This window comes from Stenotrophomonas sp. LARHCG68 (genome assembly GCF_052871705.1).
In genome coordinates, this window is sequence record NZ_JBIXJV010000001.1 from 1,204,646 (window position 1) to 1,226,503 (window position 21,858).

A 21,858-nucleotide genomic window follows, 5' to 3' on the forward strand; every position below is an offset into this window, starting at 1 on the left:
CGCGTGTTGATCCAGTGATCCAGGTCTTTAATGCGCGTACTTGTAAGCAATGACGACGGTGTGGACGCCCCCGGCATCAAGATGCTCGCCGAGGAGCTCCGCAATGCAGGGCATGAAGTCACCGTGGTGGCCCCGGACCGTGACCGTTCCGGCGCCTCCAACTCGCTCACCCTCGACCAGCCGGTGCGGCTGCGTCGCATCGACCATTACACCTGCGCGGTGGCCGGCACGCCGACCGACTGCGTCCACCTTGCGCTGACCGGCATGCTCGAATACGAGCCGGACATCGTCGTGTCGGGCATCAACAATGCCGCCAACCTCGGCGACGACGTGATCTATTCCGGGACCGTGTCCGCGGCGATGGAGGGGCGCTTCCTCGGCCTGCCGTCGGTGGCCGTCTCGCTGGTCACCCACAAGCACGAGGCCAAGCACTTCCGCAGCGCGGCACGTGCGGCGGTGGAGATCGTGGCGCGGTTGATCGCTGATCCATTGCCGGCCGACACCATCCTCAACGTCAACGTGCCGGACCTGGCCTGGGAGGATATCCGTGGCTTTGAGGTCACCCGGTTGGGCAACCGCCATCGTGCCGAGGCCTGCGTACCGGCGACCGACCCGCGCGGCAACACCGTGTACTGGATCGGCCCGGCGGGCAGCGAGCAGGATGCCGGGCCTGGCACCGATTTCCACGCCGTGCGCACCGGGCATATCTCGATCACCCCGATCCAGGTGGACCTGACCCGCTACGAGGCACTGGAGAAGGTCGCCGGCTGGGTGGGCGGGCTCACCGAATCGCTGGGGAAGGCGGAATGACCCCGCGCCTGCGCCTGCAGCCGGAGGCGGTCGGGATCGGCATGACCTCCCAGCGCGTGCGCGACCGCCTGGTCGACCGCCTGCGCGAAGCCGGCATCGTCAACGAAGCGGCCCTCAACGCGGTGCGCGTCGTGCCCCGTCATCTGTTCATCGATGAAGCATTGGCCTCACGCGCCTATGAGGACACCGCACTGCCGATCGGCCATGGCCAGACCATCTCCCAGCCCTGGGTCGTGGCGCGCATGACCGAGGCGGTGCTGGCGGTGGAGCCCAGGACCGTGCTGGAGGTCGGCACCGGTTCGGGTTACCAGGCCGCCATCCTGGCCGCGCTGGGGCTGGAGGTGTTCACCGTGGAGCGTATTGGCGACCTGCTGCGGCAGGCCCGCAAGCGCTTCCGCCAGCTGGGCATGAACGTGCGCAGCAAGCATGATGACGGCCGTATCGGGTGGCCCGAGCATGGTCCGTATGACGCGATCGTGGTGACCGCCGCCGCGCCGGCGCTGGTGGACGCGCTGATCGACCAGTTGGCCGTGGGTGGCCGGTTGGTCGCGCCGGTGGGCGGTGCGGGCGGACAGGTGTTGTTGCAGTTGACCCGGCAGGCCGATGGCACCATCGCCCAGGAAGAACTGGCGCCGGTGAGCTTCGTGCCCCTGCTGTCGGGCATGTTGGATTGAACCGGGAACAAGGACTGCAATGAAGATCTTCGGGCCGTTGTACGACCGTGCGATGCGCTGGGCCAACCACGAGCGCGCGCCGACCTACCTGACGGTGCTCAGCTTCGTCGAGGCGATCATCTTCCCGGTGATGCCGGAGGTGATGCTGATGCCGATGTGCGTGGCGCAGCCGCGCAAGGGCTGGTGGTTCGCCACGCTGAGCCTGATCGGCTCGATGGCCGGCGCCCTGGTCGGTTACGCGCTGGGCCATTACGCCTTCGAGGTGCTCAAGCCGGTCTTCGAGTGGATGGGCATGCTGCCGGCGATCGAGTCGGGCATCGCCACGCTGCAGGAAAAGATGATCGAATCGCCGTGGGCGGTGTTCACTTTCCTGGTGCTGGGTGGTTTCATGCCCATTCCGATGAAGGTCTTCACATGGGCCTCGGGTATCGTGGGCGTGCCGCTGCCGCAGTACGTGTTGAGCATGCTGGTCGGGCGCGGCAAGCGCGTGTACCTGTTGGCGGCGGTAATCCGCTTCGGTGGCGCGCGCGCGGTCGAGGCGCTGCGTCGTTGGATCGAACCATTGGGCTGGATTGCCACCGCGCTGGTGGTGGGCCTGGTGGGCTGGCTGGTCTGGAGAGCGAAATTCGCATGAATGCAAAGAAGTTGGGCAAGGGGATCCGCGGTGCGGCGGCAGCGGCGATGGTCATCGCGCTGGCGGCCTGCGGTACGGCCACGGTGGTCAAGAAGCCGGCAGGTGGCTCGTCCGCGGGCGCCGCGTCGACCACGCCGCGTACCTCGGTGCCGCGGCCGGGACAGACGGTGACGGTACGCCGCGGCGATACGTTGTTCGGCCTGGCCCGCATCAACAACATCACCCCGAGTGACCTGGCTGCGTGGAACGGCCTGTCCAATCCCAACACGATCTACCCCGGGCAGACCCTGAAGCTGTATCCGCAGGGCAGCGGCACCGCCGCCACGCGGCCGTCCGGCAGCGGTTCGGCCACGACCACGACGCGCCCGCCGACCCCGACGGCGCCGGTCACCGCGCCGGTCAACAGCGGCATCAGCTGGCGTTGGCCGGCCGACGGCGCGCTGGTCGGGCGTTTCGTGGCCGGCGAGACCACCAAGCAGGGCGTTGATATCGCCGGTTCCAGCGGGCAGGCCGTGCGTGCGGCCGGTCCGGGCGTGGTGGTGTACTCCGGCGCCGGGCTGGTCGGTTACGGCGAGCTGATCATCATCAAGCACAACGACCAGTGGCTGTCGGCTTATGGGCACAACCGCAAGCGCCTGGTCAACGAAGGGCAGAGCGTGAAGGCCGGCGACCAGATCGCAGAGATGGGCCGCACCGGCACCTCGCGCGACATGCTGCACTTCGAGATCCGCTACAACGGCAAGCCGGTCGACCCGCTGCAGTACCTGCCCAGCCGCTGATGCATCGCCGTCGGCCGGGATGAAGTGCAGAACGCTCCCGGCTGCTGGGTATTTACGCGATCAAACAAAAAGCCCGATGCGATGCATCGGGCTTTTTGCGTTGGGCGAGCGCGGGGGATGGGCGAACGCTCAGGCGGCGGGTTCCAGGATGAACGCGACCACGACCTTGCGGTTCTCGCCGGCCAGCACATTGAAGGTGCGGGCGGCGGAGGCATTGTTCATCACCTCGATGCCGATGCCGCGGGTCAGGCAGGCCGCCATCACCGCCGGGGCCGGGAACACCTGCTTCTCGCCGGTGGCCAGGATCACCAGCTCCGGGTCCTGCGCCAGCGCGGCATCCAGGTGCTCGGGCGTCAGTGTTCTGGCGGAGCTGACCGGCCAGTTCTCGATCAGCTGGTTGGGGGCCAGCACGAAGCTGTGCTGCAGGGTCTGGTCGTTTACCCGGGCCTGGTGGCCATCGGCCGATCGCAGGGAGTAGGTGTAATCCGGCAGTTCACGGCTGAGCAACATGTGGGGAATCCTCGGCGGTCAGCCGCGGGGCAGCACGATCTGGCGCTTTTCCTTGGCCGGGCGGTACAGCACGGCGACGAAGCCGATGCGCTGCACCAGCGCGCTGCCGCTGGCCTGGACCAGTTCGGCGACGATGGCTTCACGGGCTTCGCGGTCCTCGGCGCCCACCTTGACCTTGATCAGCTCGTGGCGTTCCAGCACTTCGTCCAGCTCCGCCAGGAAGGCGGGAGTAACCCCCTTGCCGCCGATCTGCAGTAGTGCTTTCAGATCGTGCGCCACGCCGCGCAGGAATCGGTTTTGGGCCGGGGTCAGGACAATGGACATGCAGGAATACGGGTTATCAAGGGGGTTCAGGGTATCATGACCACCCCTGTAAGCCCCATTCTCGATGCCTTCCCATAGCAAGAGCAGCCAGCGCTGGCTGAAAGAACACTTTTCCGATCCCTTTGTGAAAAAGGCACAAAAGGAGGGGATGCGCTCGCGTGCGGCCTACAAGCTGGAAGAGCTGCTGGAGCGCGACCGCCTGCTCAAGCCGAACATGGTGGTGGTTGACCTCGGTGCCGCCCCGGGTGGTTGGTCTCAGCAGGTGCGGAGACAGATGGGCGACACCGGCCGGGTCCTGGCCCTGGACATCCTGGAGATGCCGCCGCTGGCCGGGGTTGAGTTCCTTCACGGTGACTTCAGGGAAGAAACCGTCCTATCCCAGTTTGAAGCCATGCTGGGGAATCAGCCGGTAGACCTTGTGCTGTCGGATATGGCCCCCAATAAGAGTGGCATGGATGCGGTCGACCAGCCGCGGATGATGCACCTGGCCGAGTTGGCGATGGATTTCGCCGACAACCACCTCAAGCCGGGTGGGGCGTTCCTGATCAAGCTATTCCAGGGCGTTGGCTTTGATGACTACGTGCGCGAGATGCGCCGGCGTTATGACAAGGTGTCCATCCGCAAGCCGGAGGCCTCGCGCAAGCGTTCGCCCGAGGTGTATGCCCTGGGCCAGGGCAAGCGCAAGCAGATCAAGTAAGCTCAACCATACGACCGCGTTAAGAAATTAGAGGGACATCGGAGCCGATGAGGATGAACGACCTGACCAAGAACCTCCTGCTTTGGGTGGTTGTCGCCGTCGTGCTGATGGTGGTGTTCCAGAGCTTTGCCCCGCGTGGCGGAGCCGTTGCTGCAGGCGATGCGCGCAATTACACGCAGTTCCTGCAGGAAGTGGACTCGGGCCGGATCAAGTCGGTCGAGTACACCGACAAGACCACGCTCACCACCAACCACCTGCGTTTCAAGCGCTCCGACGGCTCGGAGGGCCAGCTGTTCGCGCCGGCCGACCCGAAGCTGCTGGACCAGCTGTATTCCAAGAACGTCGAAGTGGCACGCCAGGAACCGGCCACCGGCCCGGGCTTCTGGGGCCTGGTGCTGCAGTTCCTGCCGGTATTGCTGCTTATCGGCTTCTGGATCTTCATGATGCGCCAGATGCAGGGCGGTGGCGGTGGTGCCAAGGGCGCGATGTCCTTCGGCAAGTCGCGCGCCAAGCTGCAGGGCGAGGACCAGATCAAGGTCACCTTCGCCGACGTCGCCGGTTGCGACGAGGCCAAGGAGGAAGTGGGCGAGCTGGTCGAGTTCCTGCGTGACCCGACCAAGTTCACCAAGCTGGGCGGCAAGATCCCGCGCGGCGTGCTGATGGTAGGCCCGCCGGGTACCGGCAAGACGCTGCTGGCCAAGGCCATCGCCGGCGAGGCCAAGGTGCCGTTCTTCGCGATCTCCGGTTCGGACTTCGTCGAGATGTTCGTCGGCGTTGGTGCCAGCCGCGTGCGTGACATGTTCGAGCAGGCCAAGAAGCATGCGCCGTGCATCATCTTCATCGACGAAATCGATGCCGTCGGCCGCCATCGCGGCTCCGGCATGGGCGGTGGCCACGATGAGCGCGAGCAGACCCTGAACCAGATGCTGGTCGAAATGGATGGCTTCGAGGGTGGTGAGGGCGTGATCGTGATCGCCGCCACCAACCGTCCGGACGTGCTGGACAAGGCGCTGCTGCGCCCGGGCCGCTTCGACCGCCAGGTCATGGTTGGCCTGCCCGACATCAAGGGCCGCGAGCAGATCCTGCGCGTGCACCTGCGCAAGGTGCCCGCCGCCGATGACGTGCGTCCGGAAGTGCTGGCACGGGGTACCCCGGGCTTCTCCGGTGCGGACCTGGCCAATCTGATCAATGAAGGCGCCCTGTTTGCGGCTCGTCGCAACAAGCAGGAAGTCGACATGAAGGACTTCGAGGACGCCAAGGACAAGATCTACATGGGGCCGGAGCGTCGCAGCATGGTCATGCGCGAGGATGAGCGTCGCAACACCGCTTATCACGAGTCCGGCCACGCCGTGGTGGCGATGTCGCTGCCCAAGGCCGACCCGGTCCACAAGGTGACGATCATGCCGCGCGGCTGGGCATTGGGCGTGACCTGGCAGCTGCCGGAGCACGACCACATCAGCAAGTACAAGGACCGCATGCTGGAAGAGCTGGCGATCCTGTTTGGTGGCCGCATCGCCGAGGAGATCTTCGTCGGCCAGATGTCCACCGGCGCGTCCAACGACTTCGAGCGTGCGACCAAGCTGGCCCGCGGCATGGTCACCAAGTACGGCATGTCCGATGTGCTGGGCACCATGGTCTACGCCGATGACGAAGGCGGCTATGGCATGCACAACAAGACCATTTCCGAGGCTACCCAGCAGAAGGTGGACGCGGAGATCCGTCGCATCCTCGACGAGCAGTACGCCGTTGCCTACAAGATCCTGGAAGAAAAGCGCGACGTGGTCGAGGCCATGACCGCGGCGCTGCTGGAATGGGAAACCATCGACGCCGAGCAGGTGAAGGCGCTGATGGAAGGCCGCGAACCGTCGCCGCCGGCCGGTTGGGTGGCCAAGGGTGGCAACAACGACCGCACCGGTGATGGCAAGGGCGGCGACGACCAGCGCCCGGTGACGCCGATCACCGATCCGGCCGGCCAGCACTGACCGTCCAGTGATGAGCGTGACGAAACGGGCCGGTCTTCCGGCCCGTTTCCGTTTGCGGCCACCCCGCGCTGGGCGAGAATAGGCGCGACTCCTGTTATCCCGGTACCGACATGAACACCCCCAAGCCGCAGCAACCACCACCGCTCAACATGCCGGAAATGGTCATCGCGACCGTGGCCGGCGTTGCCTTCGGGGTGAAGACCGGCAACTACCTGACCGGCATCTTCGTTGGCGTGGTGCTGGGCGTGGTGTTGAGCCTGGTCGGCAACAGGATCCGTTCGAGGAACAAGCGCTGATGTTCGATATCGCCCCCATGCTCGATTGCGCCGGCCGCAAGCTGCGGTTGGACCGCCCGCAGGTGATGGGCATCGTCAACGTCACCCCGGATTCGTTTTCCGATGGCGGCCAGCATTTCAGCGTGGACACCGCGGTTGCACACGCGCTGGCGCTGGTGGAGCAGGGTGCGGACCTGCTCGATATCGGGGGAGAGTCGACCCGCCCGGGCGCCACGCCGGTATCGGTGCAGGAGGAAATCGATCGCGTTGCCCCGGTGATCGCCGCGCTGCACGAACGTACCGGGGTGCCGCTGAGCGTGGATACCTTCAAGCCGGAGGTGATGCGGGCGGCGCTGGCGGTCGGTGCCGGGATGGTCAATGACGTGCAGGCGCTGCAGCAGCCCGGGGCGATGGATGTAGTGGCCGGCGCCGGCGCAGCGGTGGTGCTGATGCATGCGGTGGGTGGGCCGTACGCGGCAGGACAGGCGCAGGCCTATGACGACATTGCCGGCGACGTCCAGCGCTTCCTTGCCGAACGTGTGTTCGCCGCGGAGATGGCCGGGATTGCCCGTAACCGGCTGGTGGTCGATCCGGGCTATGGCTTCAACAAGGACAGCGCGCAGAATTTCGCGCTGCTGGCGGCCCAGGAACGCCTGCTGACGCTCGGCGTGCCGGTGCTGGCAGGCTTCTCGCGCAAGCGCTGCATCGGCGATGTGACCGGGCGTGCGCTGGCGGCCGAGCGGGTTGCCGGTTCGCTGGCGGCGCACCTGCTGGCGGTCCAGCGCGGTGCGAAGATCGTGCGGGTGCATGACGTCGCCGCGACCGTGGATGCATTGAAAGTACTGGCTGCAGTCGATGCGGTACCGGCCCCGCGAGCCGACACGCCGGCGATGCCGCGTTGGCCGGACGAGGAGTGATGGCCGTCGACCAGCGGCCCTTGGCCATCGCCCTGATGGGCCCGACCGCCTCCGGCAAGACCGCGGCGGCGATCGCCCTGGCCAAGGCGCATGGCGGCGAGATCGTCAGCGTCGACTCGGCGCTGGTCTACCGTGGCCTGGAGATCGGCGCAGCCAAGCCGGATGCTGCAGAGCAGGCGGGCATTCCCCATCACCTGCTGGACCTGCGCGACCCGTGGCAGACGTACTCGGCGGCGGAGTTCGCCGCCGATGCCGCGGCCGCGGTGCGTGACATCGTCGCGCGTGGCAAGCTGCCGATCCTCGCCGGTGGAACGGGGTTGTACTTCCGGGCGTTGCTGCAGGGGTTGTCGCCGATGCCCGAGGCGGATCCGGCCATGCGCGCGCAGATCGCCGCCGAGGCCGGGGAAACGGGGTGGGCAGCCTTGCACGCGCAGCTGGCGGGGATCGACCCGGTGGCCGCGAGACGCATCCATGCCACCGACCCACAGCGCATCCAGCGGGCCCTGGAGGTCTATCGCCTGACCGGCAAGCCGATCAGCTACTGGCAGGCCCAGCCCGGCATCGCCCGCCTGCCGGCGCGGGTGCTCAAGCTGGTGCTGTCACCGGCGGACCGCTCGGTGCTGCACCAACGCATCGAGCAGCGCTTCGACCTGATGCTCCAGCACGGTTTCCTTGACGAGGTGCGTGGGCTGCGGGCCCTGCCACAGATGGCGCAGGTGCCCTCGCCGCTGGACCTGCCGGCCATCCGCGCGGTCGGCTATCGCCAGGCCTGGCAGTTCCTGGACGGGCAGGGCAGCGTGGCCGAGTTCCGTGACAAGGGGGTCTTCGCCACCCGCCAACTGGCCAAGCGTCAGTTGACCTGGTTGCGTGGCGAACTGGATGCCCGCTGGTTTGACCCGCAGCACGAAATGGACCGCCTGCGGAACGCGGTTTCGCTGTTTTTGGGAAACTGAGAGGCCCCCGGCCGGTGTTACCATCGGGGTTCCGGATCGGCAGGGGAGTGCCGGCCATCCGGCCCATAAGAACAATAACGAGGAGTAGACGATGTCCAAGGGGCAGTCTTTGCAGGATCCGTTTCTGAACGCATTGCGCCGCGAGCGCGTGCCGGTTTCGGTGTACCTGGTCAATGGCATCAAGTTGCAGGGCACGATCGAATCGTTCGATCAGTTCGTGGTGCTGCTGCGCAATACCGTCAGCCAGATGGTCTACAAGCACGCCATCTCCACCGTGGTGCCGGCGCGCAACGTCAAGGTTGGCCCGGGCGGTGGTTACGTGCAGTCCGCCGACAGCAGTTCCCAGGCAGGCGATGACGACAACGAATAAGCAGGTGGCGGCGCATGTTTGACCGCTCGAAACGGGGCGAACATGCGTTGCTGATCCAGCCGCATGCAGGGCGGCTGGAAGAGGATGTGCTGGAGGAGTTCACCGATCTGGCCCGCTCCGCCGGTGCCAGCATCGCGGCGACCATCACCGCGCGCATGGATCGGCCCAACCCCTCCACGCTGATCGGCAGCGGCAAACTGGACGAGGTGAAGGCTGCGGCCGACGCCACCGGCGCCGACCTGGTGCTGGTGAACCATCAGCTCACCCCCGTGCAGGAGCGCAATCTGGAGCGCTTCCTGGAACGGCGCGTGATTGATCGTACTGGCCTGATCCTGGACATCTTCGCCCAGCGTGCGCACAGCCATGAAGGCAAGCTGCAGGTCGAGCTGGCGCAGTTGCGCCACCTGGCCACCCGGCTGGTCCGCGGTTGGACCCACCTGGAGCGCCAGCGTGGCGGTTCCATCGGCCTGCGTGGCCCGGGCGAAACCCAGCTGGAAACCGACCGCCGACTGCTGCAGAAGCGGGTGGAGCAACTGCAGAAGCGCCTGGAAAAGGTCGAAGTGCAGCGCACCCAGATGCGTCGCGCGCGCGTGCGCAGCGAAATGCCGCGCGTGGCGCTGGTGGGCTACACCAACGCCGGCAAGTCCACGCTGTTCAATGCACTGACCGGTGCGGGTGCGTATGCGGCGGACCAGTTGTTCGCCACGCTCGACCCGACCGTGCGGCGCATCGCGCTGCCCGGCGGCAAGGCGATGCTGGCCGACACCGTGGGCTTCGTCCGCGACCTGCCGCACGAACTGGTCGCGGCCTTCCGTTCGACCCTGTCCGAGGCGCGCGAAGCGGACTTCCTGCTGCACCTGGTCGATGCGGCCGATCCGCTGCGCGAGGAGCGCATCGCGCAGGTCGACGAGGTGCTGCAGGCGGTGGGTGCCGGCGAGCTGCCGCAGCTGCTGGTGTTCAACAAGATCGACCGGATCGAAGGTGCCGAGGTGCGTCATGACGCGCAGGACGGCGTGCCGGATGAGTCACGCCGCGAGCGCGTCTGGATTTCGGCGCGCGACGGACGCGGGCTGGAACTGTTGCAATCCGTGCTGGGCCGTCGACTCGGCCTGCAGCACGTGACCGGCACGATCCGGCTGCCGCCCAGTGCGGGCCGCCTGCGTTCGCGCCTGCATCAGCTGGAGGTGATCCGCAGCGAGCAGGCCGACGAGGAGGGCTGGTTGATCGAAGTAGACCTGCCCATTGCGGAGGCGGAGAAACTGGCGGCCGGCGCCGACGGTGCGGTGATCCGCGCATTGCTGCCGGAGCCGGAACCGGAGTGGTGACATCGAAGGGCCGCCAAGCGGCCCTTCTTCCATCCAGGGCTCGGCAAAGGGGCGCATCCGGCGGTGATTTGCGTTACAACGCTGTCATCCCCCACGGACGTTCCCATGAGCATTCCCACCGACTTCGACCTGGACCAGTTGGCCACCCAGCTGGGTGAGCGCCTGCGCGCGGCGCGTGATCACGTGGTCACCGCCGAGAGCTGCACCGGCGGCTGGATCGCCAAGGCCATGACCGGCGTTGCGGGCTCGTCGGACTGGTTCGACAGCGGCATGGTCGTCTACAGCTACGAGGCCAAGCAGGCACTGTTGGGCGTCAGCCCGCAGACGCTGGAAAGCCATGGCGCGGTCAGTCGCGAAACCGTGATCGAGATGGTTTCCGGCGCACTGGTGCGCTCGGGTGCAAGCGTAGCCGTGGCGGTGACCGGCATCGCGGGGCCGGGTGGCGGCAGCGAGGACAAGCCGGTTGGCACCGTGTGGATCGGCTGGAAGCGTCGCGGGGGCTACACCCGCGCTGAGTTGTTCCATTTCGAGGGTGACCGCGAAGCCGTGCGACGGCAGACCGTGGGCGCCGCGCTGCGCGGCCTGGAAACCCTGTGAGGGCATTCAGGCCGGGATGAAGTCCTGGCCGGCCGGAACGTCGTGGCGGTTCAGCCAACTGAACTCCTGCCCTGTTGACGGCGGGTTTTGTTAGTAGCAATACTACTAATCATGAACCTGACCGATACCCAGCAGGCCATCCTCGACCTGATCGCCGAGCGCATCGAAGCCGAGGGCGTGCCTCCATCGCAGACCGAGATCGCACGTGCCTTTGGCTTCAAGGGCGTGCGCTCGGCCCAATATCACCTGGATGCCCTGGAAGCGGCTGGCGCCATCGAGCGCGTGCCGGGTCGGGCGCGTGGTATCCGCGTGGTACGCCCCTCGGCCGGGACAGACGCCGCCGTGCCGGCCCTGCCTGCCGCCAACGACCAGATCCTGCGCTTGCCGGTGCTGGGGCGCGTGGCCGCGGGCCTGCCGATCGGCGCGGATATCGGTTCGGATGACTTCGTGGTGCTGGACAAGGTGTTCTTCTCGCCGGCGCCGGACTACCTGCTCAAGGTGCAGGGCGATTCGATGATCGACGAGGGCATCTTCGATGGCGACCTGATCGGCGTGCACCGCACCCGTGACGCGCGCTCGGGCCAGATCGTGGTGGCGCGGATCGATGAGGAGATCACGGTCAAGCTGCTCAAGATCGCCAAGGACCGCATCCGCCTGCTGCCCCGCAATCCCGACTACGCGCCGATCGAAGTGCTGCCCGACCAGGACTTCTCGATCGAAGGCCTGTATTGCGGCCTGCTCCGGCCAAACCGCTGATGGGGACGGATTGCGCAGCCATAACCACCTGTTTTTCTTACGTTAGAGGGCTGGTTGTGCTGCTGCCGGTATCCTTGCCGACCCAATAATTTTGTCGTCTCGCCGCCAATCTCAGCCTTTGCGATACGACACCCCTACAGTGGACCCCATGACGAAATCTACGAAATCAACGACGAGGACGAACCCGATGGACGAGAACAAGAAGCGCGCGCTCGCCGCTGCACTGGGCCAGATCGAAAAGCAGTTCGGCAAGGGTTCGGTGATGCGCATGGGTGACCGTGTGGTCGAGCCCGTCGAGGCCATCCCGACCGGCTCGCTGATGCTGGATATCGCGCTGGGCATTGGTGGCCTGCCGAAGGGCCGCGTCGTTGAGATCTACGGCCCGGAGTCCTCCGGCAAGACCACCCTGACCCTGCAGGCCATCGCCGAGTGCCAGAAGCTGGGGGGCACCGCCGCCTTCATCGACGCCGAGCACGCGCTGGACCCCATCTACGCCGCCAAGCTGGGCGTGAACGTGGATGACCTGCTGCTGTCCCAGCCCGATACCGGTGAACAGGCACTTGAAATCGCCGACATGCTGGTGCGTTCGGGCTCGGTGGACATCCTGGTGATCGACTCGGTGGCTGCACTGACCCCGAAGGCGGAAATCGAAGGCGAGATGGGCGACCAGCTGCCGGGCCTGCAGGCCCGCCTGATGAGCCAGGCGCTGCGCAAGCTGACCGGCAACATCAAGCGTTCCAACACGCTGGTGATTTTCATCAACCAGCTGCGCATGAAGATCGGCGTGATGATGCCGGGCCAGAGCCCGGAAACCACCACCGGCGGCAATGCGCTGAAGTTCTACGCCTCGGTGCGCCTGGATATCCGTCGCATCGGCGCGATCAAGAAGGGTGACGAGATCATCGGCAACCAGACCAAGATCAAGGTGGTCAAGAACAAGCTGGCCCCGCCGTTCAAGCAGGTCATCACCGAGATCCTCTATGGCGAGGGCATTTCGCGCGAAGGCGAGCTGATCGACATGGGCGTGGACGCCAAGCTCGTCGAGAAGGCGGGTGCCTGGTACAGCTACGGCGACGAGCGCATCGGCCAGGGCAAGGACAACGCCCGTGGTTACCTGCGCGACAACCCGCAGGTCGCCGCGCGCCTGGAAGCCGAGCTGCGCGAGAAGTTCCAGCCGTCCGAAGCTGCGCGTGAAGAAGGCGACGACGAGCAGGACGAGGAATGAGTTTCCCGTGGGGGCGGGCGGCGCATCGTCAGTGACGTCGTCCCGCTCCCGCGGCATTTTATCCAGGAGCCGTTGTGCCAGGGATGGCGCCATCCTGGAGGGTGATGGACGCAATGAGCGAATTTGAGGAGCCAGCGGCCGGCAAGGGCAAGCGCCGTCGTGAGCAGACCCCCTTGCAGCGGGCGCTGGGCCTGCTGGTGCGCCGCGAGCATTCGCGCAAGGAGCTTGGCCGCAAGCTGAAGGCCCGGGGCATCGAGGCCGAAGCGGTGGACGCCGCTGTGAACCGGCTGGCCGAGGAGGGCTGGCAGGACGATACCCGCTTCGCCGAAGCGCTGGTCCGCAACCGGGCCAATACCGGCTATGGGCCGTTGCATATCCGGGCCGAACTGGGCACCCATGGGTTGAGCGGGGAGCAGATCGAGGCCGCGATGGCTACGTTCGAGGGCGATTGGGCGGAGAACGCCCGTGAGCTGGTATGCCGCCGTTTTGGCGAGGACGGCCCGCAGGAACTGCCACAACGGCGCAAGGCCGCCGACCTGTTGGCCCGGCGCGGGTTTGACGGCAGCTGTATCCGCAGCGCCACCCGATACGATCCAGAGGACTGAGAGGGCTGGGCCTGATACCCTTTCAGGGTTTCGGTTGTCCCGAATTCCCGTGCCCGCCAGGGTGGTCGGGACCCGTCTGCCAGCTTATTGCCAGTCCCCATGAATACACCTGTCAAATTCACTACCTCCCAGATCCGCAGCGATTTCCTCGAATTCTTCAAGAGCAAGGGCCACACCATCGTGCCGTCGGCGCCGCTGGTGCCGGGCAATGACCCGACCCTGCTGTTCACCAACTCCGGCATGGTGCAGTTCAAGGACGTGTTCCTGGGGGCGGAAAAGCGCAGCTACGTGCGCGCGGCCGACGTCCAGCGCTGCCTGCGTGCCGGTGGCAAGCACAACGACCTCGACTCGGTGGGCTACACCGCCCGTCACCACACGTTCTTCGAGATGCTGGGCAACTGGTCCTTCGGTGACTACTTCAAGAAGGACGCCATCGCCTGGGCGTGGGAGCTGCTGACCCAGGTCTGGAAGCTGCCGGCCGAGCGCCTGCTGGTCACCGTCTATCACACCGACGACGAAGCCCATGCGCTGTGGCGTGACATGGTGGGCATCCCGGAAGAGCGCATCGTGCGCATCGGCGACAACAAGGGTGCACCGTACGCGTCGGACAATTTCTGGCAGATGGCCGACACTGGCCCGTGTGGCCCCTGCACCGAGATCTTCTACGACCATGGAGCGCATATCGCCGGTGGCCCCCCGGGCTCGCCGGACGAGGATGGCGACCGCTTCATCGAGATCTGGAACCTGGTGTTCATGCAGTTCGACCGCCAGCCTGACGGCTCGCTGCAGCCACTGCCGGCGCCGTGCGTGGATACCGGCATGGGCCTGGAGCGCCTGGCGGCGATCCTGCAGCACGTGCATACCAACTATGAAATCGACCTGTTCCAGGCGCTGATCCGCAAGGCCGCGGAGCTGACCGGCACGGCCGACCTGGAGAACAAGTCGCTGCGCGTGATCGCCGATCACATCCGCGCCTGTTCGTTCCTGATCGTCGATGGCGTGCTGCCGTCGAACGAAGGCCGTGGTTACGTCCTGCGCCGCATCATCCGCCGCGCATTGCGCCATGGATGGATGCTGGGCGTGCGCCAGCCGTTCTTCAGCAAGCTGGTGCCGACCTTGGTCGAGCAGATGGGCGAGGCCTATCCGGAGCTGCCGGCGCAGGCCGATACGGTCGTGCGTGCCCTGCAGGCCGAGGAAGAGCGCTTTGCCGAAACCCTCGATGCCGGCATGAAGATCTTCGACGACGTCGCCGCCAAGGTGAGCGATGGCGTGATCCCGGGCGTGGATGCGTTCCGCCTGTACGACACGTACGGCTTCCCGCTTGACCTCACCCAGGACATCGCGCGCGAGCGTGACCTGACCGTGGACACCGACGGCTTCGACGCCGCAATGGAAGACCAGCGCCGCAAGGGCCGCGAAGCCGGCAAGTTCGGCGGTGGTGTGACGCTGTCCGCCGAACTGGTCGCTACGCTGAAGCCGACCGTGTTCCTGGGCTACGACCGCCTGCAGGCCGATGGCCTGACCGTGGTCGCGCTGCTCAAGGATGGCCGTCCGGTGGAGAGCGTCCAGGCCGGTGATGAGGTCATCGTGCTGACTGACCAGACCCCGTTCTACGCCGAGTCCGGTGGCCAGGTCGGTGATACCGGTACGCTGGTGGGCAACGGCTTGCAGATCGCCGTCGGCGACACCCAGAAGTTCGCGGGCCAGTTCCACGGCCATGTCGGTACGGTGAAGCAGGGTGCCCTGAAGATCGGTGACGTGCTGGCCGGGCAGGTGGATGCCCAGCGTCGTGGCGCCACCATCCTCAACCACTCCGCTACCCACCTGTTGCACGCGGCCCTGCGCGAAGTGCTGGGCACCCATGTGCAGCAGAAGGGTTCGTTGGTGGCACCGGATCGCCTGCGCTTCGACTTCTCGCACTTCCAGCCGATCACGGCCGAAGAGCTGGCTGTCATCGAGCGCAAGGTCAACGAGCAGGTGCGTGCCAACAATGCGGCCGAAGTGCACAACATGGGCATGCAGGAAGCGTTGGATTTCGGTGCGATGGCACTGTTCGGCGAGAAGTACGGCGAGCACGTGCGTGTCCTGAAGATGGGCGAGTACTCGACCGAACTGTGCGGCGGCACGCACGTGTCGCGCACCGGTGACATCGGCCTGTTCAAGATCACCTCCGAAGGCGGTGTGTCCTCGGGCGTGCGCCGCATCGAGGCGGTGACCGGGCAGGGCGCGCTGGACTACGTGGCCGACGAGGAGCAGCGCCTGCACGATGCGGCCCAGTTGCTGGGCGGCAGTGCAGGGGACGTGGTGGAGAAGATCCGCCAGCTGGGCGAGCGCCAGAAGAAGCTTGAGCGCGAGCTGGAAGCACTCAAGGCCAAGGTGGCCTCCGGTGCGACCGAGGACCTGGGCGCCTCGGCCATCGAGGTTGGTGGCGTGAAGGTGCTTGCCGCCCGCCTGGAAGGCTTTGACGCCAAGGCCCTGCGCGACGCCATGGACCGCCTCAAGCAGCAGCTGGGCGATGCGGTGATCCTGCTGGCGGGCGTGCAGGATGGCAAGGCGGCGCTGGTCGCCGGTGTGAACGGCGCCGCACTGGGCAAGGTCAAGGCCGGGGAACTGCTCTCCCATGTCGCCGGTCAGATTGGAGGCAAGGGCGGCGGCCGTCCAGACATGGCCCAGGGTGGCGGTGAGGATGGTCCGAAGCTCGTGTCGGCCCTTGACGGTGTGCTGGCGTGGATAAAGCCGCATTTGACCTGAACATGAACAGAAATCTGCCTTGAAGGTCTTTGCGCCCTGCCGTTAACATTGGGAGTCTTTTCCCTTTGTCGTGGGGCGCATCGCTTCAAAGCGCGCCAATGCCGGCGGGAAGCCCCCCGGTTCCATGGAGATTCGCAAAAATGTTGATCCTGACTCGCCGTGTAGGCGAAACCCTGATGATTGGCGACTCGGTCAGCGTGACCGTGCTCGGTGTCAAGGGCAACCAGGTACGTATCGGTATCACCGCGCCGAAGGATGTGGCAGTGCATCGCGAGGAGATTTTCCAGCGCATCCAGCGTGGCGATGATGCGGGTGCATCGGGAAGTGAAGAAACTTCCGAATAAGGGTTTACCTTTCACCTCGTTTAACGTTATTCTTCGCGCCCCGCTACGGAATACGCAGCGGGCAAGAAAAACGGAGTGATGCCCGAGAGGCCGAAGGGGCTCCCCTGCTAAGGGAGTATAGGGTCAAAAGCTCTATCGAGGGTTCGAATCCCTCTCACTCCGCCAGTCTAAAAAAGCCCCTTTTCAGGGGCTTTTTTATTGCCCGTGATATTGCCTCGGGGTGCGATGCATGTGCGTGTGTTCGAAGCCTGCCGGCTTCGTTGTCATCAATGCTGAGGGTGGGTTGAGGCGATGCCGTGGTGAATTGCATGCATTGCTTGGGGCATGCCTTTGAGGGCGTTTTCAGGCGGGATCCGCATGCGTGATGCGCACGGCGAAGCATGAGGCGGTAGGGTGCCGTGGTGGCGAGTGGTGCGCTGTCCTGTTGCCTTGCTTGGTGCGCGTCAGGGTGTACACGACGCCTGCCTGGGTGATGCAGGCGGCCAGGGGTTGTCGACGGAGCTGTATGTTGCGCGTGGCGCTGTGATCGCGCGCGTCTGAGGGCTGTTTCGTGCCGGGTGCGCGCGGCTGCCTTGCGGCGGCGCGTGCGAGGGAGGGGGGATAGGTAGGGCTGCCCGGACGACGGGCATAAAAAAAGCAGGCTGCGCCTGCTGTTTTTTATTGAAATGGTGCGCCCGGAGAGATTCGAACTCCCGACCGCCTGGTTCGTAGCCAGGTACTCTATCCAACTGAGCTACGGGCGCATATTTCATTAGGTTTTGAAGCATGCAGAATTGAATTCTGCTTTCTGACGTGGTGCGCCCGGAGAGATTCGAACTCCCGACCGCCTGGTTCGTAGCCAGGTACTCTATCCAACTGAGCTACGGGCGCGTCGTCAGGAGCGAGATTATGCGGATATGCTGCGGCTGCGTCAACGCCTTTGTGAAATTTTCTTAATCATCGTGATGAAGCAATGCCGAGGCGACGGCCTGCGGAGATTTCATCCAGTGGAAGTGATCTGCACGGGCGTTGAGCTGGGCCGAAGAGAGTAATTGCAGCGTGCTTGGAGCAGCCGGCATCTTCGCCAACAGGGCGCGCATGGAGCTGGCCGGTGCCAGCCAGTCCGCATCGAACACAACGGCCGCGACCGGCGCCTGGATGCGGCGCAGCCCTGCCTCCAGGTCAGCATCCAATCCTGCGGCGGCGTAGTGGTTGCTGAGGCCGACGCGGGCCCAATCGCGGATCAGACCACGGGCCTCGGTACCGCCGAAACCCACGCGACGTCCGGGCAGGGTGCCATTGCGATCGGCGAGCCAGGGCAGGAAGCGATAGGCCAAGGGGAGCAGGTAGCCACGGGGCGGGGGAAAGCTGCGCCACCATGGCGTGCCGCTGGCGACCAGGTAGAGCGCATCCAGTTCGTCGGTCCGTTGGCCGGCGTAACAGCTGCCGAGCTGTCCGCCGAGGCTGTGCCCGCCCAGGCGCATCGGCAGGCCCGGCAGCGCAGCGTGCAGCGCGGCTTGGGCGGCGGGCAGGTCGTGCTGCAGCAGCTCGCGGTAGCCCCAGTCCTGGTGGCGGCCCGGGCGCAGGCTGCTGCTGCCGTTGCCACGCCACTCATGCAGGAACACAGCGATGTTGCGTGCCGCCAATGCTTCGGCGAAGGGAAGGTAGTGGCGGGCGGCGACGCCCAGGGCGGGCAGCCACAGCAGGCTGGCAATGGGACGGTCAGGCAACTGCGCCAGCAGTTCGAAGCGGTGCCCATCGGTCGTGGTGACGTCCAAGCGGGCCTCGCCGATCATGCGGAAGGTGCCGCGCCAAAGTGATCCAGCACCATGACCTCGCTGCGGCCGGGCAGGTAGCCGCCGCGCAGGCCGCGTGCGACGTAGTCGATCGCCGCTTCGCAGGCGTTGGCCGCGCTCAGGCCGCGGCACAACTGGGCGGCGATGGCCGAGGCAAGCGTGCAGCCGGTGCCATGGGCGTCCACCGGCAGTCGTGCGTGGCTGAACTCCTCGCTGCTGACACCGTCGAAATAGCGGTCGATGACGCGGCTGCCTTCGTGCAGGTGGCCGCCCTTGAGCAGGACGGCGCCGGCCCCGAGCTGGATCAATGCGGCGGCGGCATCCTCGGCGTCACCGGCATGGGTGATGCGTCGGCCGAGCAGCAACTCGGCCTCGGGTGTGTTGGGGGTGAGCAGCGTAGCCAGCGGTACCAGGCGTTCGCGCATGGCCTGCAGGGCGCTGTCTTCGAGCAGCTTGGCGCCGCTGGTGGCGACCATCACCGGGTCCAGCACCACGTGGGCGGGACGGCGTTGCTCAAGTACATCGGCGACGAGATGGATCACCTCGGCATTGGCCAGCATGCCCAGCTTGACGGCATGGATGTCGAAGTCGTCGAAGCAGGCGTCGATCTGCGCGCGCAGGAAGCCCAGCGGCGGAACATGCACGGCGGTGACGCCGCGGGTGTTCTGCGCGGTCAGCGCGGCGATGGCCGACAGCCCGTGCACGCGATGGGCGGCAAAGGCCTTGAGGTCGGCCTGGATGCCGGCGCCGCCGCCGCTGTCGGAGCCGGCGATGGTCAGGGCGGAAACGGGCGTGGAAGGAGTCATGCGCCGATTGTGCAGTGTTTGCGCGATGCCCGCCTCAGTGATGCCGGAACAGCGCCCATTGGCGATACAGCACGTAGCCCAGGCCGGTCAGGCCGGTCAGCAGGGCCGGGACCAGCAGCGCGTCGTACTGCCAGCGCACGAACAGCCAGGCGCCGATCACGCCGCCGGCGAGGAAGCCGCTGATGATCAGGCCGCTGAGGGTCAGTCGTCGCAATTGCAGTGGCAGGCCGCGCAGCAGATGCCCGAGGCCGATGCCCAGGTCGGTGAACATGCCGCTGAGGTGGGTGGTGCGCACCACCGCGCCACTGAAGGTGGTGGCCAACGCGTTCTGCAGGCCGCAGGCCATGGCCGCGGACATCGCGCCCCACGCCTGGTGTTGCTTGAACAGGGGAATGGCCAGCAACAGCAGCATCGATTCCAGCGCAAGGGCCACGCCGTAGCGGCGGCCCAGTTGCAGGGTGCTGTCCTGGATGAGCAGCCCGCTGAGCATGGCGCCCAGCGAGAAGGCGATCAGCAGGCCCCAGAGGTGGCCGACGCTGCGCCAGTCTCCCTGGGCCAGTGCCATGCCCAGCTGGCTGGTGCTGCCGGTCAGGTGGCTGACGGCCTGGTGCTCGAAGCCGAGAAAGCCGACCACGTTGACCATGCCGGCAACGCACGACAGTGCGACGGCACCAATCCAGACCCAGGTGGGCAGGCGTATTCCCACGTCCCTCGCACTCAGGGCGTCGCGGGCGGGCCGTTGAACTGCACGTCGGAGAAGCTGCCGGCCTGCGGGTCGTAGACCGCGCCCCAGAACTGGCGACCGCCATCGCAGACGCGGATGGCTTCACGGGCGGGGTTGATCTCGCTGTGGTCCGGCAGCGGGAAGGCGTTGACGTAGATCAGGCGCCTGCCTTCGGATTCGAAACCGACGTACTGGCGGTTGGACTGCGCAGCATCCGGCACCGAGGCGGACAGCTGCGGCAGGTGGCTTTCCAGCGCATCGACATCGCTGCGGCTGGGGGCCCAGTAGCCGGTTACCGCGCCGGCATGGCGGGCCGGGCTGTCGCGCGAACAGGTGTCCAGCACCTGCGCGGCGACGACCGGGCGCGTGACCACCCAGGATTGCCCGGCCTTGATCGCGGTCGGCACGAGGGCGCCGGGCTTGACGTTGGACGGGGTGCAGGCGGCCAGCGCGAGGATCGCGCCGGCCGACAGCAGGACATGCAGGTGTTTCACAGGACCTCCGAGGCGTAATCGGCCAGGCGCGAACGCTCGCCCCGGCGCAACGTGATGTGCGCACTGTGCGGCCAATTCTTGAAACGGTCCACCGCGTAGGTGAGGCCGGAGGTGGTTTCGGTCAGGTACGGCGTGTCGATCTGCTCCACGTTGCCCAGGCAGACGATCTTGGTGCCCGGGCCGGCGCGGGTGATCAGCGTCTTCATCTGCTTGGGGGTGAGGTTCTGCGCCTCGTCCAGGATCAGGTAGCGCGACAGGAAGGTGCGCCCGCGCATGAAGTTCAGCGAGCGGATCTTGATGCGGCTGGCGAGCAGGTCGTTGGTGGCCGCGCGGCCCCAGGCGCCGCCCTCCTGGTTGTGGGTGAGTACTTCCAGGTTGTCGGTGAGCGCGCCCATCCACGGCGTCATCTTCTCTTCCTCGGTGCCGGGCAGGAAGCCGATGTCCTCGCCGACGCTGACCGTGGCGCGGGTCATGATGATCTCGCGGTAGCGCTGGGTATCCATGGTCTGGGCCAGGCCGGCGGCCAGCGCCAGCAGGGTCTTGCCGGTACCGGCGGTGCCGAGCAGGGTGACGAAGTCGATCTCCGGGTCCATCAGTGCGTTGAGCGCGAAGTTCTGCTCGCGGTTGCGCGCGGTGATGCCCCAGACCGAATGCGAGCCATGGCGGAAATCATCCACCAGGCTGAGCACGACGCGGCCATCGCCCTCGACCTTGGCGACCTTCAGTTCCACCTCGTCGTCACCGGGCAGGTAGACGTACTGGTTGGGATGCCAGTCCTCGTCGTCGGTGGCGCGGATCTCGTAGCTGGTGCGGCCCTTGTCGCTCCAGCTGCGCAGGTCGTCGGTGTGCTTCTTCCAGAAGTCTTCCGGCAGCGCGTTGGCGCCGGTGTAGAGCAGGCTGAAGTCGTCCAGCGCGCGGTCGTTCTCGTAGTCCTCCGAGTCGATGCCGGCGATGGCCGCCTTGATGCGCAGGTTGATGTCCTTGGAAATGAACACCACCGGTGTTTCCGGGTGCTGCTCCTTCAGCGCCAGGATCGCGCCGAGGATGGCGTTGTCCGGGATGACCTTGCCAAAGCTCTTGCCAGCGTCGAAATGGCTGGTCTGGAAATACAGGCGGCCGGCACTCTGCGCGCCGCGCAGCTGCAGGCCCTGCGGACGTTGCAGCGGCACGCCCTCGTTGACGCTGTTGATGCCGGCCGCCTCGATCAGTTCGTTGAGGAAGCGGCTCACCTGGCGGGCGTTGCGACTCGCTTCGGTGGTGCCCTTCTTGCCGTTGTCCAGCTCCTCGATCACCTGCATGGGCAGGTAGACATCGTGTTCCTCGAATTTGAACAGCGCGGTCGGATCGTGCATCAGCACGTTGGTATCCAGTACGTAGATGCGCTTGCCTCGGGTCATCGTCGATTCCTGGTGGCGGGACAGGGTCACGGCCCCCCCCCCGCGGGGGCGGGGGGGGGGGGGGGGGGGGGGGGGGGGGGGGGGACATTGCGTTGGGGGGCGTAAAGGCGGGCAACCCCCCGGCGGCCAGGCCC

Annotated in this window: 24 protein-coding genes and 3 tRNA genes; 18 read left to right on the forward strand and 9 right to left on the reverse strand. The window is 66.2% G+C overall.

Features of this window, described 5'->3' with window-relative positions; translation table 11 throughout:
• Positions 1 to 30: 30 nt before the first annotated feature.
• From surE to ACIPR8_RS05215, 4 genes are read left to right on the forward strand one after another with little or no spacing between them, the layout of a single operon-like run.
• Positions 31 to 810, forward strand: coding sequence for a 5'/3'-nucleotidase SurE (surE, locus tag ACIPR8_RS05200; protein ID WP_132862725.1), 780 nt, complete (start codon positions 31 to 33; stop codon positions 808 to 810).
• Entirely contained in the window at positions 807 to 1,484 is a 678-nt protein-coding gene (locus ACIPR8_RS05205) for a protein-L-isoaspartate(D-aspartate) O-methyltransferase (RefSeq protein ID WP_132862726.1), read from the forward strand. The genes surE and ACIPR8_RS05205 overlap by 4 nt, the downstream gene beginning before the upstream one ends.
• 19 nt (positions 1,485 to 1,503) lie before the next feature.
• The gene (locus tag ACIPR8_RS05210; RefSeq protein WP_192288079.1) at positions 1,504 to 2,118 is read left to right on the forward strand and encodes a YqaA family protein; all 615 of its coding nucleotides are present in this window, start codon (positions 1,504 to 1,506) and stop codon (positions 2,116 to 2,118) included.
• The gene (locus ACIPR8_RS05215) at positions 2,115 to 2,897 is read left to right on the forward strand and encodes a peptidoglycan DD-metalloendopeptidase family protein (RefSeq protein ID WP_446540342.1); all 783 of its coding nucleotides are present in this window, start codon (positions 2,115 to 2,117) and stop codon (positions 2,895 to 2,897) included. The genes ACIPR8_RS05210 and ACIPR8_RS05215 overlap by 4 nt, the downstream gene beginning before the upstream one ends.
• Before the next feature lie 129 nt (positions 2,898 to 3,026).
• Here ACIPR8_RS05215 and ACIPR8_RS05220 read toward each other — a convergent pair whose 3' ends face one another.
• Positions 3,027 to 3,407 carry an Mth938-like domain-containing protein gene (locus ACIPR8_RS05220; RefSeq protein WP_446540343.1) on the reverse strand — a complete coding sequence of 127 codons (381 nt, stop codon included), beginning with the start codon at positions 3,405 to 3,407 and terminating at the stop codon, positions 3,027 to 3,029.
• Between the two features lie 18 nt (positions 3,408 to 3,425).
• The gene (gene yhbY / locus ACIPR8_RS05225) at positions 3,426 to 3,731 is read right to left on the reverse strand and encodes a ribosome assembly RNA-binding protein YhbY (RefSeq protein WP_132862730.1); all 306 of its coding nucleotides are present in this window, start codon (positions 3,729 to 3,731) and stop codon (positions 3,426 to 3,428) included.
• 64 nt (positions 3,732 to 3,795) lie between these two features.
• Here yhbY and rlmE point away from each other — a divergent pair, with 64 nt between their 5' ends.
• From rlmE to ACIPR8_RS05295, 14 genes are all read left to right on the forward strand, one after another.
• The gene (rlmE, locus tag ACIPR8_RS05230) at positions 3,796 to 4,428 is read left to right on the forward strand and encodes a 23S rRNA (uridine(2552)-2'-O)-methyltransferase RlmE (RefSeq protein ID WP_192288081.1); all 633 of its coding nucleotides are present in this window, start codon (positions 3,796 to 3,798) and stop codon (positions 4,426 to 4,428) included.
• 53 nt (positions 4,429 to 4,481) lie between these two features.
• Positions 4,482 to 6,410: an ATP-dependent zinc metalloprotease FtsH gene (gene ftsH / locus ACIPR8_RS05235; RefSeq protein WP_132862732.1), complete on the forward strand. Its 1,929-nt coding sequence runs from the start codon at positions 4,482 to 4,484 to the stop codon at positions 6,408 to 6,410.
• Positions 6,411 to 6,520: 110 nt separating this feature from the next.
• On the forward strand, positions 6,521 to 6,706 hold the full coding sequence (locus ACIPR8_RS05240) for a hypothetical protein (RefSeq protein ID WP_323439445.1): 186 nt from the start codon (positions 6,521 to 6,523) through the stop codon (positions 6,704 to 6,706).
• Positions 6,706 to 7,602, forward strand: a complete 897-nt coding sequence (gene folP / locus ACIPR8_RS05245) for a dihydropteroate synthase (protein WP_446540344.1) — start codon at positions 6,706 to 6,708, stop codon at positions 7,600 to 7,602. The genes ACIPR8_RS05240 and folP overlap by 1 nt, the downstream gene beginning before the upstream one ends.
• Positions 7,602 to 8,555, forward strand: coding sequence for a tRNA (adenosine(37)-N6)-dimethylallyltransferase MiaA (miaA, locus tag ACIPR8_RS05250; protein WP_446540345.1), 954 nt, complete (start codon positions 7,602 to 7,604; stop codon positions 8,553 to 8,555). Before folP ends, miaA begins: the two co-directional genes overlap by 1 nt.
• A 91-nt stretch (positions 8,556 to 8,646) precedes the next feature.
• Positions 8,647 to 8,925: an RNA chaperone Hfq gene (gene hfq, locus ACIPR8_RS05255; protein ID WP_132862736.1), complete on the forward strand. Its 279-nt coding sequence runs from the start codon at positions 8,647 to 8,649 to the stop codon at positions 8,923 to 8,925.
• Between the two features lie 14 nt (positions 8,926 to 8,939).
• The gene (gene hflX / locus ACIPR8_RS05260; protein ID WP_192288084.1) at positions 8,940 to 10,250 is read left to right on the forward strand and encodes a ribosome rescue GTPase HflX; all 1,311 of its coding nucleotides are present in this window, start codon (positions 8,940 to 8,942) and stop codon (positions 10,248 to 10,250) included.
• Positions 10,251 to 10,355: 105 nt separating this feature from the next.
• The gene (locus tag ACIPR8_RS05265) at positions 10,356 to 10,847 is read left to right on the forward strand and encodes a CinA family protein (protein WP_192288085.1); all 492 of its coding nucleotides are present in this window, start codon (positions 10,356 to 10,358) and stop codon (positions 10,845 to 10,847) included.
• Between the two features lie 111 nt (positions 10,848 to 10,958).
• Entirely contained in the window at positions 10,959 to 11,603 is a 645-nt protein-coding gene (gene lexA, locus ACIPR8_RS05270) for a transcriptional repressor LexA (RefSeq protein WP_132862738.1), read from the forward strand.
• Between the two features lie 187 nt (positions 11,604 to 11,790).
• Positions 11,791 to 12,828 (forward strand): recombinase RecA, encoded by a 1,038-nt coding sequence (gene recA, locus ACIPR8_RS05275; RefSeq protein ID WP_132862739.1) that lies wholly within the window; start codon positions 11,791 to 11,793, stop codon positions 12,826 to 12,828.
• A gap of 113 nt (positions 12,829 to 12,941) precedes the next feature.
• Entirely contained in the window at positions 12,942 to 13,433 is a 492-nt protein-coding gene (gene recX / locus ACIPR8_RS05280; RefSeq protein ID WP_132862740.1) for a recombination regulator RecX, read from the forward strand.
• 99 nt (positions 13,434 to 13,532) lie between these two features.
• The gene (gene alaS / locus ACIPR8_RS05285; RefSeq protein ID WP_446540346.1) at positions 13,533 to 16,184 is read left to right on the forward strand and encodes an alanine--tRNA ligase; all 2,652 of its coding nucleotides are present in this window, start codon (positions 13,533 to 13,535) and stop codon (positions 16,182 to 16,184) included.
• A 140-nt stretch (positions 16,185 to 16,324) separates the two neighbouring features.
• Complete coding sequence (gene csrA / locus ACIPR8_RS05290) at positions 16,325 to 16,528, forward strand: carbon storage regulator CsrA (protein WP_132862742.1); 204 nt, start codon at positions 16,325 to 16,327, stop codon at positions 16,526 to 16,528.
• A 72-nt stretch (positions 16,529 to 16,600) separates the two neighbouring features.
• Positions 16,601 to 16,693, forward strand: a tRNA-Ser gene (locus tag ACIPR8_RS05295).
• A gap of 501 nt (positions 16,694 to 17,194) precedes the next feature.
• On the opposite strand, the gene ACIPR8_RS05300 is transcribed toward ACIPR8_RS05295, so the two are convergent.
• The 7 genes from ACIPR8_RS05300 to ACIPR8_RS05330 form a co-directional block, all read right to left on the reverse strand.
• A tRNA-Arg gene (locus ACIPR8_RS05300) sits at positions 17,195 to 17,271 on the reverse strand.
• A gap of 50 nt (positions 17,272 to 17,321) precedes the next feature.
• Positions 17,322 to 17,398, reverse strand: a tRNA-Arg gene (locus ACIPR8_RS05305).
• A 62-nt stretch (positions 17,399 to 17,460) separates the two neighbouring features.
• Complete coding sequence (locus ACIPR8_RS05310) at positions 17,461 to 18,303, reverse strand: alpha/beta hydrolase family protein (protein WP_446540347.1); 843 nt, start codon at positions 18,301 to 18,303, stop codon at positions 17,461 to 17,463.
• Positions 18,300 to 19,109, reverse strand: coding sequence for a bifunctional hydroxymethylpyrimidine kinase/phosphomethylpyrimidine kinase (gene thiD / locus ACIPR8_RS05315; protein WP_313251290.1), 810 nt, complete (start codon positions 19,107 to 19,109; stop codon positions 18,300 to 18,302). Before thiD ends, ACIPR8_RS05310 begins: the two co-directional genes overlap by 4 nt.
• 34 nt (positions 19,110 to 19,143) lie before the next feature.
• Positions 19,144 to 19,815 carry a YoaK family protein gene (locus ACIPR8_RS05320; RefSeq protein ID WP_446540348.1) on the reverse strand — a complete coding sequence of 224 codons (672 nt, stop codon included), beginning with the start codon at positions 19,813 to 19,815 and terminating at the stop codon, positions 19,144 to 19,146.
• Between the two features lie 11 nt (positions 19,816 to 19,826).
• On the reverse strand, positions 19,827 to 20,318 hold the full coding sequence (locus ACIPR8_RS05325) for a hypothetical protein (protein ID WP_132866051.1): 492 nt from the start codon (positions 20,316 to 20,318) through the stop codon (positions 19,827 to 19,829).
• Positions 20,319 to 20,323: 5 nt separating this feature from the next.
• Positions 20,324 to 21,724, reverse strand: coding sequence for a PhoH family protein (locus tag ACIPR8_RS05330; protein WP_132862792.1), 1,401 nt, complete (start codon positions 21,722 to 21,724; stop codon positions 20,324 to 20,326).
• Positions 21,725 to 21,858: the final 134 nt, after the last annotated feature.

Excerpts from the sequence above, each read along its gene's own strand:
- surE (WP_132862725.1), top strand. The coding sequence starts at position 31 with ATGCGCGTACTTGTAAGCAATGACGACGGTGTGGACGCCCCCGGCATC.
- ACIPR8_RS05205 (WP_132862726.1), top strand. The coding sequence starts at position 807 with ATGACCCCGCGCCTGCGCCTGCAGCCGGAGGCGGTCGGGATCGGCATG.
- ACIPR8_RS05210 (WP_192288079.1), top strand. The coding sequence starts at position 1,504 with ATGAAGATCTTCGGGCCGTTGTACGACCGTGCGATGCGCTGGGCCAAC.
- ACIPR8_RS05215 (WP_446540342.1), top strand. The coding sequence starts at position 2,115 with ATGAATGCAAAGAAGTTGGGCAAGGGGATCCGCGGTGCGGCGGCAGCG.
- ACIPR8_RS05220 (WP_446540343.1), bottom strand. The coding sequence starts at position 3,407 with ATGTTGCTCAGCCGTGAACTGCCGGATTACACCTACTCCCTGCGATCG.
- yhbY (WP_132862730.1), bottom strand. The coding sequence starts at position 3,731 with ATGTCCATTGTCCTGACCCCGGCCCAAAACCGATTCCTGCGCGGCGTG.
- rlmE (WP_192288081.1), top strand. The coding sequence starts at position 3,796 with ATGCCTTCCCATAGCAAGAGCAGCCAGCGCTGGCTGAAAGAACACTTT.
- ftsH (WP_132862732.1), top strand. The coding sequence starts at position 4,482 with ATGAACGACCTGACCAAGAACCTCCTGCTTTGGGTGGTTGTCGCCGTC.
- ACIPR8_RS05240 (WP_323439445.1), top strand. The coding sequence starts at position 6,521 with ATGAACACCCCCAAGCCGCAGCAACCACCACCGCTCAACATGCCGGAA.
- folP (WP_446540344.1), top strand. The coding sequence starts at position 6,706 with ATGTTCGATATCGCCCCCATGCTCGATTGCGCCGGCCGCAAGCTGCGG.
- miaA (WP_446540345.1), top strand. The coding sequence starts at position 7,602 with ATGGCCGTCGACCAGCGGCCCTTGGCCATCGCCCTGATGGGCCCGACC.
- hfq (WP_132862736.1), top strand. The coding sequence starts at position 8,647 with ATGTCCAAGGGGCAGTCTTTGCAGGATCCGTTTCTGAACGCATTGCGC.
- hflX (WP_192288084.1), top strand. The coding sequence starts at position 8,940 with ATGTTTGACCGCTCGAAACGGGGCGAACATGCGTTGCTGATCCAGCCG.
- ACIPR8_RS05265 (WP_192288085.1), top strand. The coding sequence starts at position 10,356 with ATGAGCATTCCCACCGACTTCGACCTGGACCAGTTGGCCACCCAGCTG.
- lexA (WP_132862738.1), top strand. The coding sequence starts at position 10,959 with ATGAACCTGACCGATACCCAGCAGGCCATCCTCGACCTGATCGCCGAG.
- recA (WP_132862739.1), top strand. The coding sequence starts at position 11,791 with ATGGACGAGAACAAGAAGCGCGCGCTCGCCGCTGCACTGGGCCAGATC.
- recX (WP_132862740.1), top strand. The coding sequence starts at position 12,942 with ATGAGCGAATTTGAGGAGCCAGCGGCCGGCAAGGGCAAGCGCCGTCGT.
- alaS (WP_446540346.1), top strand. The coding sequence starts at position 13,533 with ATGAATACACCTGTCAAATTCACTACCTCCCAGATCCGCAGCGATTTC.
- csrA (WP_132862742.1), top strand. The coding sequence starts at position 16,325 with ATGTTGATCCTGACTCGCCGTGTAGGCGAAACCCTGATGATTGGCGAC.
- ACIPR8_RS05310 (WP_446540347.1), bottom strand. The coding sequence starts at position 18,303 with ATGATCGGCGAGGCCCGCTTGGACGTCACCACGACCGATGGGCACCGC.
- thiD (WP_313251290.1), bottom strand. The coding sequence starts at position 19,109 with ATGACTCCTTCCACGCCCGTTTCCGCCCTGACCATCGCCGGCTCCGAC.
- ACIPR8_RS05330 (WP_132862792.1), bottom strand. The coding sequence starts at position 21,724 with ATGACCCGAGGCAAGCGCATCTACGTACTGGATACCAACGTGCTGATG.